10 protein-coding genes and 2 tRNA genes are annotated in these 15,076 nt (G+C 68.3%); all 12 read left to right on the top strand.

What is annotated here, in order from left to right; translation table 11 throughout:
- Window positions 1-506: 506 nt before the first annotated feature.
- Complete coding sequence (locus tag ACIQJ5_RS12215; protein WP_402844262.1) at window positions 507-875, top strand: VOC family protein; 369 nt, start codon at window positions 507-509, stop codon at window positions 873-875.
- Window positions 876-1,031: 156 nt separating this feature from the next.
- Entirely contained in the window at window positions 1,032-1,823 is a 792-nt protein-coding gene (locus tag ACIQJ5_RS12210) for an inositol monophosphatase family protein (RefSeq protein WP_402844259.1), read from the top strand.
- 199 nt (window positions 1,824-2,022) lie between these two features.
- The gene (locus tag ACIQJ5_RS12205) at window positions 2,023-3,162 is read left to right on the top strand and encodes a M23 family metallopeptidase (RefSeq protein ID WP_231091699.1); all 1,140 of its coding nucleotides are present in this window, start codon (window positions 2,023-2,025) and stop codon (window positions 3,160-3,162) included.
- A 63-nt stretch (window positions 3,163-3,225) separates the two neighbouring features.
- Window positions 3,226-3,297, top strand: a tRNA-Thr gene (locus tag ACIQJ5_RS12200).
- Between the two features lie 21 nt (window positions 3,298-3,318).
- Window positions 3,319-3,392: transfer RNA gene (locus tag ACIQJ5_RS12195), tRNA-Met, on the top strand.
- 219 nt (window positions 3,393-3,611) lie between these two features.
- Window positions 3,612-4,247 (top strand): hypothetical protein, encoded by a 636-nt coding sequence (locus ACIQJ5_RS12190; RefSeq protein ID WP_402844256.1) that lies wholly within the window; start codon window positions 3,612-3,614, stop codon window positions 4,245-4,247.
- A gap of 178 nt (window positions 4,248-4,425) precedes the next feature.
- Window positions 4,426-5,739: an MFS transporter gene (locus ACIQJ5_RS12185; RefSeq protein WP_402844253.1), complete on the top strand. Its 1,314-nt coding sequence runs from the start codon at window positions 4,426-4,428 to the stop codon at window positions 5,737-5,739.
- A gap of 407 nt (window positions 5,740-6,146) precedes the next feature.
- A complete protein-coding gene (locus ACIQJ5_RS12180) occupies window positions 6,147-6,761 on the top strand; it encodes a TetR/AcrR family transcriptional regulator (protein WP_402844250.1) in 615 nt (204 codons plus the stop codon).
- Window positions 6,751-8,184: an MFS transporter gene (locus tag ACIQJ5_RS12175; RefSeq protein WP_402844247.1), complete on the top strand. Its 1,434-nt coding sequence runs from the start codon at window positions 6,751-6,753 to the stop codon at window positions 8,182-8,184. The genes ACIQJ5_RS12180 and ACIQJ5_RS12175 overlap by 11 nt, the downstream gene beginning before the upstream one ends.
- A gap of 3 nt (window positions 8,185-8,187) precedes the next feature.
- A complete protein-coding gene (locus tag ACIQJ5_RS12170) occupies window positions 8,188-9,381 on the top strand; it encodes a M20 family metallopeptidase (protein ID WP_231091704.1) in 1,194 nt (397 codons plus the stop codon).
- Between the two features lie 257 nt (window positions 9,382-9,638).
- Complete coding sequence (locus tag ACIQJ5_RS12165) at window positions 9,639-10,640, top strand: hypothetical protein (RefSeq protein WP_402844244.1); 1,002 nt, start codon at window positions 9,639-9,641, stop codon at window positions 10,638-10,640.
- A gap of 79 nt (window positions 10,641-10,719) precedes the next feature.
- Window positions 10,720-15,021: an Ig-like domain-containing protein gene (locus tag ACIQJ5_RS12160; RefSeq protein ID WP_402844241.1), complete on the top strand. Its 4,302-nt coding sequence runs from the start codon at window positions 10,720-10,722 to the stop codon at window positions 15,019-15,021.
- The last annotated feature ends 55 nt before the right edge of the window (window positions 15,022-15,076 follow it).

The raw sequence follows: 15,076 nt of genomic DNA, 5'->3' as shown, positions 1-15,076 counted from the left end.
AGCTCACAGGCGTGCCCAGTTATGTCCGGCTCGGAAGTCGCGGGAGCTTGATGCGGTTGCGACCCATGTCCGACGAAGCTCTCGCATAGAAGTACCAACCTGCGGGATCACGGGCGTTGGCCAACTATCCGGAGGATTAACCCCGCGGAGGCGGAGGATCGGCGGAATCACGCGGCAGAAAGAGGCTCGGAAACATGCAGCAGAACGAGTTCCGCGAACAACCCACCATGAAATGTTCGCGAAACTCTTGAGTTTGTCCCGAGATCTCGAACAGCGAAGAGAAACGCCCCCGATTTCGGGGGCGCTTCTCGTTTCAGTCAGGCGCGAGGGACCGGTTTGCGGGTCTGGGGTCGTCTCAGAGGGATCGCGGCGTTGATCGCCTCGTTTTCGGGCAGGCTGCCCCCTTCGTTCTTGCGGGTGACGGTGTGCGAAGCGGCTGCCGGCTGACGCTGGTCGTTCCCGGAGGGAGCCTGCGCGAGGTCTATCAGTGTGATAGACCTACGAACGTGGAGATTCGTCGTGCGATGCCGGTGATGACGACGGACCGGCCCGGTGAAATGCGTGCGTTCTACGAAGGAGTTCTGGGCTTTCGAGTCGCGATGGATGAGGACGGGATGCTCATGCTCGCGTCACGGAGTACTCCGACCACGCAGGTCATCATCGCGTGGAAGAGTGAGACGGCTGTGGATCCCGAGCTGACTCAGATCGATGTGTCCATTGAGGTCGCCGACGTTGACGCCGCGTTCGAGCAGGCCGTTGCGGCAGAGCAACACATCGTTCGTGAACTGCGCGATGAGCCCTGGGGGATTCGGCGGTTCTTCGTCCGAGACCCGAGCGGTCGTATTCTCAACGTGGCAAGCCACGTCGACCCCTGACGTGATCGTGGGCACGAGTGCCATTCGGATGACGACCCATGTATTGCCAAAAGGCGGAGAATCCCGCAGGTGACCACCCTCGCAGCGCGCCCTCCGCAACCTGCGCGTCGCCTGACGGCCGTCCGCCCACCGGGCCTGGACGCCTAGGCTGGCGGCATGAGTGCGGAGCTTCGGGACCTGGCCATCGACATCGCACGGGAGGCGGGGGAGCTCGCCGCTCGCCGACGTGCGGAGGGTGTGCGGATCGCAGCCACGAAGTCCACGCTCGCCGACATCGTCACCGAAGCCGACCGCGAGGTGGAACGGCTCATCCGTGATCGGCTGGCGAGTGAGCGACCGGGTGACGGCATCATCGGCGAGGAGTACGACCCGGTCCCCACGGATGGGCTGACCTGGATCGTCGATCCGATCGACGGCACCGTCAACTATGCGCAGGGTCTGCCGTTCTGGGCGGTGAGCGTCGCGGTGGTCTCGGGTCCCGCCCGTGTGGGGGAGTGGACGGCGGTCGCAGGTGCGATCTTCGCTCCCGCGACAAACGAGATGTTCAGTGCAGCGGTCGGCGAGGGTGCGCGATTGGACGGCGTGGGCACGAGCGAGCGACTGCGGGTGGCGGAGCCGAGTGCGGCGGGCGAGCTGGTGGCCACCGGCTTCGGTTACGACCGGACGACTCATGCCGCTGACCTCGCCGAGATCGCGCGTGTGCTGCCCTTCGCCCGCGATCTGCGCCGGTTCGGTGCCGCGTCGCTGGATCTCGCCTCTGTGGCGGCCGGCCGCGTCGACGCCTATTCCGAACGGGATCTGAAGGCCTGGGATCACGCCGCCGGTGCCCTGCTGGTGATCGAGGCCGGAGGAACGGTGTCGTTTCTCGACGCGGAAGGCTCACGCCCGCGGATCGTCGCAGGATCTCCCGCCGCCCATGATCGCGTGATCGCGGCGCTGGCCGGCTGAGGTCCTGGATTGCTAACAGAGTTCGCTCTTCGGATGGCTTTTTCAGCGGAGCGGGGGTAGCCTTTACCTGATCGTTACTTTTGCTGACCCGCAGCGGAGTTCGGTCCGCCCCCTGAATCTGTTCGTGTCGCGGTTGTGCGGCCAACCCTGAGGTAACGAGTTCTTGTCGATAGATCACACCCGAGCCGGTGACGGCGCTGTGTCTGAAGCTGACCGCGACGAATCCGCTCCCGCCGACTCCGGTGCGCGCCTGACGCGCCGTGCCCTGCGCGCTCGCGCTGCCGCCGTCACGATCGCCGCCGCTGGCGTCGCTCCCGCCGACAATGCTGTCGCGCCCGCCGAGCCCGCCGCCGAGACCGTCGCACAGCGCCCACAGCCCTCGCGTCGGAGCGACGCGCGTCGCGCCCAGCAGAGCACAGCCGCGGAGGCGGCCCCCGGGCCGACTGTTCCCGTCGCGCACATCTCCGACGTCATCGCCGATCCCGAAGGCGACGCGTTCGCCGAGGCATCGCGCGTCTTTGCCGAGGCCGGTCACACGCAGGTGACGTCGATCATCGAGGAGAAGAGCGCGCCCGCTGACGCAACGCTTCCCGTATCGGACCTTCCCGTCTACCTGCACGTCGCGCCCCGCAAGCGTCGCAACGTCCGTCGTATCGCGACCGCAGGCGCCTCCATCGGCGTTATGGGCGCTGCCGCGGCCCTGGTGTTCGCGATGGCGCTGCCGCCGTCGATCGGAAGCAGCTCGGCGGTCGCCTCGGTCGCCAGCACCGGACCGTCCACCGCCAAGGCCGACATCCAGGCGTTCGTCGCCTCCGGTGATGCCCTCACCGACGACCTCGCCCGCAGCGAGAACTACTCGACGATCTCGGGCGCTGAGCTCGCCCAGGAGAGCGGCATCCGCAACTACTCGTCGTCGGTCTTCGTGAACAACGTCTCCGCACCGATCCAGTGGCCCTTCGCCGTCGGCGTTCCCGTGGGCGATGGCTTCGGCATGCGCGATGGGCGTATGCACGAGGGAGCCGACTTCCAGCCGGGTGACGGGTCGCCGGTCCAGGCGATCGCCGACGGCACCGTTCGCATCGCCACCGAGAACGGCGGCGCATACGGCGTGAACGTGTACATCGATCACGAGATCGACGGCCAGATCGTCACGAGCCATTACGCGCACATGCAGTACGGCTCGCTGCGCGTGAAGGCCGGGGACCAGGTCACGGTGGGCACCGTCGTCGGGCTCACGGGCAACACCGGTCGCTCGTTCGGTGCACACATGCACTTCGAGATCATCATCGACGGAAAGACCGTCGATCCGATCGCCTGGTTGCGCGCTCACACGGAGTGAGTGGTCAATCGCCACCTCGATCATCTGGTACGCTGGATGAGTTGCCCCGGTGAGGGTGACAACGCCCCGATAGCTCAGTGGCAGAGCACTTCCATGGTAAGGAAGGGGTCGTCAGTTCAATCCTGACTCGGGGCTCAAGGCATGAAAATGCCGTGCGGCAGGGTAGCTCAGTTGGTGAGAGCGCACGACTCATAATCGTGAGGTCGCGGGTTCAAGCCCCGCTCCTGCTACAGATGACAACCCCCGGTTCTTCCGGGGGTTTTGTCGTATCGGGGCTGGCGGACCGGAATGGTGGCTGATCGCTCACCGGGCGATCGGCCACGCGTGCAGTTCCTGCGCTCCGCGAGGCGGGGGAGGCCGGGCAACGACCGCTCGGGACGCCCACGACGTGCGGGCTGTTTCCTCTCACGTCCTGGAGCGCGGCCGCACTCCATGGCTACGATCGTGTCGTGCGCCTCCATGCCTCGCTCCGGCCCGTGATCGCCCTCGCGATCGCGGCCTCTGTCGCCCTGACAGTTTCGGCGTGCGCGACCGGCGCGGGTGGAAACACGCCCGCGGACCCCGAGCGGATCGCCGAGAGCGCGAGCTCTCTCGGCATCACGCCCGAACTCGTCTACACGACCGATGTCGACGGCTACGATCTTGCGGTGCAGTCGGTCGGCTCGACCGGCTCCCGCGGCATGTCGGCGTCGTGGTTCAGCGAGGCGCGCGGCGGGATACTGACGATCCGCACCGACTTCGGAGAGGTGACCGCCGAGAACTGCGCCGCAACTCCGCTCTTCGAGGCGCACGATGTGGCCGTGGCATGCGAAGAGGACGATGACGGACTCTGGCACCGGACTGCGGGAGACGCACACGAGTACGTCGCGACGCGTGACGATGTGCTCATCCGCGTGAGCGGCCGAGGCGCTTCGGAGGAGGACCTGCGGGCGGCCGCACAGGCAGTGCACGTGCCGTCGGTCGCGGAACTCGAACTGCTCTTCTCCGATGCGCCCGAGCCGCCTGCGGGGATGCCGGTCGAGCGCGGCGACCTCCCCGAGCATGGCGACGGCGCCCCGATCGATCCGTCGGGCCCGGGTGGCTGATCGCTGATCCTCCGGCGTGGCGGCGATGATCCTCCGGCAGAGCAGCGCTGATTTGTGTTCCCCATCAACGCGCCGTTCGTGTTCGCGTGCTCCGAGCCCGGCGGTGAGCGTCCGGTAGCGACGTGCTTGCTCCGCCGCCGCGTCATGACAAGAACCGCGCACGTGCGAGGATCGAGTGGTGAGCTCTGCAGGTCCCGCCCCCGTTCGTGAGGGGCTGTGGCGCAGGCTCACCGCCTCGATGAATGACCCGGTGCTTCGCGCCCTCGTCACCTCGACAGCGGTGTCCCGGGTGGGTCGCGGGGTGTTCCTCACGGTCACCGTGCTCTTCTTCACGCAGATCCTCGGGCTCGGCGCGGGGGAGGCGGCGCTCGTGCTGGCCGTGTCCAGCGCGTGCGGGGTGGTCGCATCACTGGTGGGTGGATGGCTGTCCGATCGGCGCAGCGCGCGACGCATCGCATTCGCGTGCGAGGCCCTGGGTGGTCTGCTGCTGGCGGGATACGCGTTTGCCGGCGACTTCCTCTCCGCTCTGATCCTCGCCAGCCTCTCCGGATTCTTCGACTCCGTGGGGCACTCGGCTCGCTCCGCGATCATCGCCCGAGGGCTGGCTCCCGAGCGCCGCGTGCACGCCCGCGCGGTGCTGCGCACCGTCACGAACCTGTCGATCGCTCTCGGCTCCGGCATCGCGGCGATTGCGCTCGCGCTCGGCACCGCGCCCGCCTACCGCGTGGTGATCCTCGCGGCGGGACTGCTGTGCGCGATCGGCTCCATCCCGCTGCTGCGGCTCCCCTCAGGCGTCGACGCCCCTGCCCGCAGCACGACTGCGCTGCGCACCGACACGGGGTCGATCAACACCGTCGCCCAGGCGGAGCGCAGCGACTGGCGGCGTCGCTCGCCCTGGCGGGATCCGCGCTACCTGCTGCTGACCGTCCTCTCGGCGGTGTTCGGCATGCAGTTCGGCGTGGCCGAGCTCGGCGTGCCGCTGTGGATCACGCAGGAGACCGAAGCACCGACCGTGATCGTGTCGGTGCTACTTGTCCTGAACACCGCGCTGGTGGTGCTCTTCCAAGTGCGCGCCTCGCGCGGCACCCACGACATCCGCGTGGCGGGACGCGTGACGATGATTGCGGGCTGGCTCATGGCCGGGGCCTGCTTCATCTACGCGCTCGCAGCTGGCCTTCCCACCTGGGCCGCCATCGCGGTGCTCGTCCTCGGCATGGTCGCCCACACCTTCGCGGAGATCCTCTCCCAGGCGGGAGCGTGGGGACTCAGCTTCGAGCTGGCGGATCCCGTGCGCGCGGGCGCGTACCAGGGAGTCTTCGGCATGGGCTTCTCGCTCGGCGCACTGGCATCGCCGATGGTCGTCAACGCCACTGCGCTCACCTACGGGCTCGCGGGGTGGGGGATGCTCGCCCTGATCTTCCTCCTCGCCGCCGCCGGCATCATGCTGATCGCCCGCCGTGCCGCATCGGTGGCGCCCCCCGCGGCGGTCTGAGCGCGAGGAGTCAGAGCGCGCGGGGTTCTCCTCGCGAGCCGGGGTCACCCCGAGCGTCCCCGCTCTTGCTCTGCGTGGCGTCTCGTGTTCGTCCGGGGCGCGTTCGGCCTGCTCTGCGCTCTGTCCTCGGCACCGGCTGGCGCCGCGCTGTCTTCCGCACCGGCTGGCGCGGCGCTGTATTCGGTACCGGCTGGCGCGGCGCGGTATTCGGTACCAGCTGGCGGGGCGCGGTATTCGGTACCGGCTGGCGGGGCGCGGTATTCGGTACCGGCTGGGGCCGCGCTGTATCCGGCGCCGGGTGACGCCATGCCGGGCACTCGCCTGCCGCATGCCTCTTCGCGCTCCGTGATTCTCATCGTGATCCATCTGTAACACTTACGAAACACGTCGTACCGTATCGTTTCGGTGTGACCGCGACCCCCGCTGAGCGCACTGGCCGTCCCACCGACGAGGACCTCACCAGGCGCATCCTCGAGAGCGCGGCCCGGCTCCTGGGCGAGCGAGGTTATGCCGCACTGAGCGTGGAGCAGGTCGCGAAGGCGGCGGGGTGCGGCAAGACTGCGATCTACCGCCGGTACGCCGACAAGGGCGCGCTGGTCGCGGCCGTCCTGCAGTCTCAGGTGCGCATCGGCGAGGTTCCCGACTCCGGCGATGTCCGCGCCGATCTCCTGGAGCACGCGCTGCAGAACCAGCGCAATCAGGAGCTCTCGCCCGAGCAGGGACACGGCCTGCGCGCCATGTTCGAGCCCGACGTCTTCCCGGCCCTCTGGGACGGGTTCTTCCAGCACCGCAGAGCGCAGGGGATCGAGATCATCGACCGCGCCATCGCCCGAGGCGAGCTCCCCGCCGACGTCCACCATGACGTCCTCCTCGACACGATCGCCGGACTCACCCTGTACCGGCAGTCGGTCAAACGCATTCGCATCGCCGAGCACTCCTACGTCGACATCATCGACGCGCTCGTCTCACGCCCGCCGCGTCGCTCCGGCGACTCCGACGAACAGGTCCACCATGTCCATTGACGCCCCCGTCACCCAATCCCTGCCCAAGGTCAGCGCTCGCGCCGTCGTGGGCTTCCTCATCTTCTGCGAGCTCGCGAGCGGTTTCGTTCAGGGCTTCTACGCCCCGCTGCTCGGCGAGATCGCCGGCCACCTGAAGGTGTCCGACGCCGACATCACCTGGTTCCTCACCGTGCAGACGCTCGCCGCGGCGGTCTGTGTGCCGCTGCTGTCCAAGCTCGGCGACATCTTCGGTCATCGCCGCATGCTGCGCATCGCCGTGATCTCCGTGCTGATCGGAACCCTCGTCACCGCTCTGCTGCCGAACTATCCGCTGGTGCTCGCCGCCCGCATCCTGGTGGGGCCGCTCGCCGTCTGGCTGCCTCTGGAGATCGCCCTGGTGCACAACCGCATCAAGGGCGAGACCGCCCGCACGTCGATCGGTCTGCTGGTCTCCTGCCTCACCGGCGGCGCGATCCTCGGTACCATCTCCGCCGGGGTGTTCTCGGCGCTGCTGCCGAGCCTCACCCTCACGCTCCTCATTCCCGTGCTCTTCGTCGCGGTGAGCGTGTACGCGGTCTTCTTCAAGGTGCCGGAGTCCACCTCCCGCACCGGCGCCAAGGTGGACGTGCTCGGCTTCATCGGCATCGGACTGGCCATGATCGTCCTGCTGTTCGGCCTCCGGCTCGCCTCCAGCGAGGGCTTCGGATCGGCCGCCACGATCGGCACCCTCGCGGCCGCGGTCGTGATCTTCGCGCTCTGGGTGCTGTGGGAGCTGCGATCGTCATCGCCCGCGATCGATGTGCGCCTGATCGTCTCGCGCCGGATGGGGCCGGTGTATCTCACCGCCTTCCTCTTCGGCATGGTGATGTTCGGCGCGCAGTCGCCGTCCACCACCTTCCTCACCGCAGATCCCGCCCAGACCGGATACGGTTTCGCCGCCAGTGCGGGCACGGCCTCCGCCGTCACGGCCGTCGTCACCATCCTCGCGACGATCGGCGCCGCCACCTTCGCACCCATCGCACGCCGGGTCGGCATCCGGACCGTGCTGGTGACCGGCGCAATCCTGGCCGCAAGCGGCTCGCTCGTACAGATCGCGTTCCACGACCAGCTGTGGCAGATCTTCCTGGTCTCGGCCATCAACGGCATCGGCATGGGCCTGCTGCTCGGTGCGCTGCCCGCGCTCGTCGCGGAGGTGGCTCCGAGCGACCAGACCGGCATCGCGACCGGTGTGTACAACTCCCTCCGCACCCTCGGCGGCTCCGCTGCCGGCGCCGTGTTCGCCGTGATCCTCGCCGGCTTCACCGCCTCCGGTTCGCTGTCCTCCTCGATCGGCGGCTACGTCACGATCTGGGCCGTCTGCGCCGGAGCCTTCCTCATCGCCGCCGTGGCACTGGCGTTCATGCGCATGCCGAGCCCGGCCGACACCACCACCACGAAAGGCTGAACCATGACAGCACCCGACTTCACCGCGGACGCGGCCGGCATCCTTCCCGAGCTCGTCGCCCTGCGCCGCGCCCTGCATGCCGACCCGGAACTCGGACTCGACCTCCCCCGGACCCAGCAGAAGGTGCTCGACGCCCTCGCCGGCTTGCCGCTGGAGATCAGCACCGGAACGGCCACCACATCCGTCGTCGCGGTGCTGCGCGGTGCACACCCCGGGCCCGCCGTCCTGCTCCGTGGCGACATGGACGCGCTGCCGATCGATGAGGCGACCGGTCTCGACTTCGCTTCGGCCAACGGCAACATGCACGCCTGCGGTCACGATCTGCACACCGCCGGCCTGGTGGGTGCTGCGAAGCTCCTCTCCGCTCGCCAGGACGAGCTCCACGGATCGGTGATCTTCATGTTCCAGCCGGGCGAGGAAGGACACGGCGGAGCGAAGGTCATGCTCGACGAGGGTCTTCTCGACGCTGCAGGCGAGCGTCCCGTCGCCGCCTACGCGATCCATGTCGCACCCGGCCCCCGAGGCGTCTTCGCCACGCGAGCCGGCGCCGTGGCCGCCGGCTCCAACCAGCTCCACGTGACCGTGAAGGGTCGCGGCGGACACGGGTCGCAGCCGCAGCAGACCCTGGATCCGGTGCCCGCGGCCGCGGAGATCGTGCTCGCGCTGCAGAGCTTCGTGACCCGCCGGTTCGACGCGTTCGACCCGATCGTGCTCTCGGTCACGCGGCTGTCCACGGGCGACGGTGCCGTGAACGTGATCCCGGAGCAGGTGGAGCTGGCCGCGACCGTCCGCAACATGTCGCCGGCGTCGCTGAAGACACTGCAGGAGGGGCTGCCGCGCGTGATCGAGGGTGTGGTGAGCGCGCACGGCCTCACCGCCGACATCAGCTTCGAGACGATGTATCCCGTCACGGTCAACGACCCGGCGGAGACGGCGGAGACCGTGGACGTGCTGCGCGACACCTTCGGTGAGCAGCGCGTGACGATCATGCCGACGCCCATGATGGGCTCGGAGGACTTCGCTTTCGTGCTCAACGAGGTGCCCGGAACCTTCATCGCTCTGATGACCTCGCCGCCGGAGACCGACCTGGCGACGGTCGAGTGGAACCACTCGCCGCGCGTCATCTTCGACGACGGGGTTCTCGGAGACCAGGCCGCCGCGCTCGCCGCAGTGGCGTTCGCCCGCACCGCCCGCTGATCACGTCGGGGGCGTGGTGTCGGTCACCGCGCCACGTCCCCGACGTTTCCGTGACGTGTCGCGGTGAGAGATCGAAAACGCACCTCTGAGGTCGCTCGGAGGTGCGTTTTCGATCTCTCACGCTCGTCAGGGACCTGTGTTGGCTCCGAAGTGATCAATAGTGAACACAAACTTTCGCTAATGTTCCTCTCCGTTTAAGACTGTGTCTAAGTGAACAAGAATGTTCACGTCTCGAGTGCAGTCCCGGAGGAACAGGAATGCAGAGGGCACGTCAAGGACGACGGACGATGATCGGTGCGGTCGTCGCGGTGCTGCTGATCGGCGGAGTCTCCGCCGGGGCATGGGCGATCACGCGCGAGGCGGACGGCGCCGCCGCGGTCTGCGGCGACGTGACTGTGCCTGCCTCCACCGCCGTCACCTACGGGCTCGGCTTGCAGAGTGCCGTGGGCACAGACTTCGCGGCCCAGCATGACATCGCCTCCTACGGCTCGGACTTCTGGGGTCAGGAGTACGGCGGCACTCGACCCGTCGACGCTCTCGCGTCCGCCGTGAAGTCCGCTCTCACCGCGGACTGTGCGCTGATTCTCCTTGCTGACGACTGGGGGGTCGACAGCTCGGCGTTTCGGGCGGCCACCGAGGAACCGGGCGGCGTCGACGCGTACGAGCGCATCCGCTCCCGCGCCGAAGAGCTGAAGGACGCGGTGCGCGCTGCGCTGCTGGAGCAGTCCCCGCCCGACGATGCGGACCTGCGTTCCGCGTTCGAACGACTGGGCGACGTCTCCAAGGAGTCCGATCTCGCCGTCACCGTCTGGCGCGTCCACGGCGCTGAGGAGGTGATCGCCGCGAGTATGGCGCCCGCTTCGCCGACCTCCGCCGGGGTGACTGGCAGCTCCGCGACGGTCGACACCACGAACGCCGCCGCCCTTCGTGACCGCCTCATCGCCGCGGGCGCGAGCGTCGAGGAGCTGCGCATCGACTCTCAGGAGATCTCGAAAGAGGATCTGTACTCCTCGCAGATCCTCGATGCGATGCAGCACGCCGAGCCGGGGGCGGTCATCGACGGATTCACGGAGGGGGAGCGGCTCATCCTCGTCGACAAGCTCGGGGGCGGACTGCTCACGTTCGAACAGGCACCCCAGCTCGCCCGCAACGCCTACGTGAACGAACTGCTTGAGGAGCAGCTGGAGCAGGGAATCGATGCAGATCCCCTCCGCATGACCGCCGACCTCGCGACGCTACTGCTGGACGCGACCCCCTGACCGGTCGCCGATCCGCTGCGCAGCACACCGCGCGCGGATCCCGACTCGAACATCCCCACACAGAAAGGACTGCGTTGGAATGAGATTCTCCCGCGTGGCTCTCGCCGCGGCCCTGTCCGCGGCGCTCTTCCTCCCAGGCGTGGCCGCTCCGCCGGCAGCGTCCGCCGCCGAACCGGAACCGGCGGCGTACACCTCGATCGGCCCCTCGACAACCGGGACCACCTACTACGTCGACGGTGCGTCCGGTGACGACAGCGCCGCCGGCACCAGTCCCGCCACCGCGTGGAAGAGCCTGACCAAGGTTTCCGCCACCACCTTCGAGCCGGGGGATCACATCCTCCTCGAATCCGACAGCACCTGGAACGGCCAGATGCTGCACCCGAAGGGCAGTGGCACGGCCGAGGCCCCGATCGCGGTCGACCTCTACACCGACGAGGGCGGCACGGCGTCGTTCACGGCACAGCGGCGCCCGGTCATCAACGGTGGCGGCACGTACGGCACCGGGACTTTCAAGCGCTACATCACCGGTGCCGTGCAGCTGGTCAACCAGGAGAACTGGCAGATCCAGAACCTGGAGGTGACGAACAGCCCCGAGGCCTCCAACCCGGAGGGGTACAAGAAGCCGGGCGACGCGCAGCGCGCGGGCATCCTCGTGATGGGTTACGAGCAGGATCGCACCTTCACCTCCATCCGCATCGCGAACAACTACGTCCACGACGTGCAGTCGGAGTACTTCCAGCAGCCGGGCCTGCCGCCCGCCTCGCAGGGGCCGGCCCTCAAGGCCACCGGAGGCATCATCATCCTCGGCCATTGGGTGGATCCCGACGGCACGGTGCTCCTGCCTGCGGGCGAGTGGCGCTCGTCCACCGGCTTCCACGATGTGACCGTGGAGAACAACGTGGTCAAGCGCGTGGGCCTGGAGGGTATCCGCACCAAGGCTGACGCGAACACGGCGGTGAGCAACTCGTTCAAGAAGACGATGTCCGACATCCGCATCAAGAACAACTACCTGGAGGACGTCTCCGGCGACGCGATCGTGCTGAGCGAGGTGGCCTCCGGCGGTCTCGTGGAGGGCAACATCGCCGTCCGGCCCGCCAACGCCGACTACGGCGCACGCAACTTCGCCGGCGTCTGGTCGATGTCCAACAACGACGCCCTGTTCCAGTACAACGAGGTCTACGGAACCACGTTCGGCTACAACGACGCAGAGGCGTACGACATCGACCTCGGCTGCGTGAACGTGGTCTATCAGTACAACTACAGCCACCACAACGCGGGCGGCTTCATGCTGCTCATGTCGGACCAGAAGGACTCCATCGTCCGCTACAACATCTCCGCGAACGATGGTGGCGGCAACCGCGGGACGAACGCGGACAAGGGCGGTGGCGGCGGCTACACCTACAAGGAGCAGAGCATCTTCCACTACTGGGTGAAGAACGAGGGCTCCGCGATGCCCCAGATCTACAACAACACCCTGTACGTGGGCGACGGCATCTCCACGGCGCTGTTCGGCGAGGGGAACTCGGGCGACAACTCCGGGACCAACGCCTATTTCTGGAACAACATCCTGCTGAAGGAGGGTGCCGGGTCGCTCAAGTTCCTCACGGCGCATCCGTCGGACGGCAAGGACGCGATCGAGCGCGCACTCGGTTCACCCGACAAGCTCATGAAGAACAACATCTTCTGGCCGCAGAGTCTGGCCAGCGCCGCGAGCGGTGTCGACGTCGCCAAGATGGAGGCCGCGGGCAACATCTTCGCCCGCCCGCAGCTCGCCATCGAGGGCGACCCGCAGCTCGTCGCCCGCCTGGCGTCCCAGGCGACCACGACGTTCGACGACGCCACCGACCGCATCGCCGACTTCACCTCGCGCGAGCGGCTCCGCGAGCGGGCATCGCTCTTCCAGATCGCGTCGACCAGCCCCGCCGTCACGGCGGGAACCGCGATCACAGGCGGTCCGTCCGAGGACTTCTTCGGTGCGAACACCGCCGGCGTCGGTCTCGACATCGGCGCACACCAGGTGTCGCAGGTGAAGACGGTCGCGACGCTCGTGCTTCCTGAGGTCTCCGTGCGCACCGCCGCCGGCGTGTACCCGACCCTGCCCGACGTGCTCCAGGTGACGGTGCGCGAGACCGCCGGCGCCAACACCACCGAGCGCACCGAGAAGCGGCCCGTGACCTGGGATCTGATCCCGGGCGAGAGCTATCGTGCGGCCGGCACCATCACAGCGACCGGAACCGTGGGCGGCACGCCCAGCGCCGCGATCGAGGCCACCGTCACGGTCGTGGGCGAGCTCGGCGCTGGTACCGCACAGGGCGATTCCGTTGCCCTGGACGCGAGCTTCGTGCAGCGCGGATCGGGAACCACGGCGATGGGAACGCAGGCGGGTACGAGCACCGCTCCGGCGGCCGGCGACAAGTACAAGTTCCCGTTCGGCGTCTCGATGTCCAACAACCTGGTGCTGAAGCTGAAGAACGCGGCCTCGGCGGGATTCACCCGTCGGATCTACGTGCAGTTCGACCCGTCTTCCTACGAGGGCGATCTGGCCGCTGTGAAGTCCGCATCGATCCGCCTCTACGTCTCGCGGTACGACGCGTGGACCGGAGCGGGCGGCAGCGACGCGGAGCGCCTGCGCAACACCGCCTTCACCGCGGACGTGTACGCCACCGAGCCCACCTGGACCTCGTCGACGCTCACGTGGAACAACGCGCCCCTGGGTGCGGAGATCTCGCGCTACGCGCACGCCGACTACTCCGCGAACGAGGGAATCCCGTCCTACGACGAGCTCGTCCCGGTGTCGCACCAGGCGTTCACCAACGGCCAGATCATCGACAACGGCAACGCCATCGACCTGGACGTCGCGGACTACATCCGCTCCCTCCCGGCTGATTCCGGCCCGATCAGCTTCGCGATCGACATCCCGGCGAGCGCCATCCCCAACTACAACCGCGACAACGCCGGATTCGATGCGTTCTCGATCCTCGGCGCCAAGCAGGCGTTCGCCGATTACGGCGCGGGCAAGCTCACGCTGCCGGCGAACCTGCCGGCGGGGTTCACGATGTCCGAGACGGCGCTCGCACCTTCGCTGCATCTGTCCGAGGTGTTCGTGTCCTCGATCAGCCCGGTGGCGGTCGATGTGGCGCCCGGTGAGGTTCCGGTGCTTCCCGAGACGGTCACCGTGACCTACTCGAACGGCGAGACCGCCGAGGTCCCGGTGACGTGGCCGGAGATCACGGCGGATCAGGTGCAGAGCGAGGGGGAGCACTCCTTCCTCGGTCGCGCCGCGGGGATCTCCGCCCCCGTGGTCGCCGTGGTGCGCGTGGTCGCACTCCACGTGGTGAGCCTCGTGGATCTCGCTCCGATGGACGTCCCCGTGGGGCTGTCCCGCAGCGAGCTCGGCATGCCCGGTGTCGTCACAGCCACACTCGACGACGGGTCGAGCGTGGACCTGGTGGTCACCGGCTGGGATGACGACCCCCGCAACTACGGTCCCACCAGCCCGCCCGACACGTACCGGTTCCCCGGCGGCATCCAGCTGCCGAGCGGTATCACGAACCCGAACGAACTGCGGCCCGAGCAGGTGGTGACCACGCATCCGCGTCCGGAATCGATCGCGCTGACGATGACGGAATCGGAGCTCGCCCCGGGAGCCACCGCGCCCATCACCGTGGACGTCACCGGTGCCGCGCCGTATCCGGTGACCGACGACTGGGGTCGTGACGTGGCGTGGAGCGTCGCCGAGGTCAGCACGGCAGTGGCCCGCTCCGCCCTCCGGGCAGCGGCTGAATCTGCGCTGACCATCGACGAGTCGGGCGTGCTGCACGTGGCTGCCGACGCCGCCGTGGGCGAGTACCGGATCACCGCCAGCAGCACGCGGGTGGAAGGGGTGTCCGACAGCATCACCGTCACGGTGGCGCTCGCGAGCACGCCGACGCCGAGCACGACCCCGACGGAGACGCCGACGCCGACGGAGACGCCGGACCCGACGGAGACGCCGGACCCGACGGAGACGCCGGACCCGACGGAGACGCCGGCACCGACGGAAACGCCGGACCCGACGGAAACGCCGAACCCGACGGAGACGCCAGACCCGACCGAAACGCCGGCACCCACGGAAACCCCCGCACCGACCGAAACCTCGGCACCTACGGAAACCCCGGAGCCGACGGGAACCGCGACGTCGACCCCCGGTGCGACCGTGACCGCGGGCCCGGGCGTCACCCCGGGCGGCAGCGTCCCGGCCGCGACGCCGCCCGCGGGAGGACTTCCCTCCACCGGCATCGACGGATCGCCCTGGACGGCAGCGGGAGTGATCTCCCTGCTGCTGGCCGCGGCCGGCGTCGTGTTGCTGGCCCGCCTTCGGGCACGGACCGTGCGCGACTGATCGCGCGCGCGGACTGATCGACGACACCGGCCGCAGCGTCCTCACGGATGCTGCG

This window comes from Microbacterium sp. GXS0129, assembly GCF_044769785.1.
In the GTDB taxonomy this organism is placed as follows: domain Bacteria; phylum Actinomycetota; class Actinomycetes; order Actinomycetales; family Microbacteriaceae; genus Microbacterium; species Microbacterium nymphoidis.
This window is presented reverse-complemented; position numbering and strand designations above follow the sequence as displayed.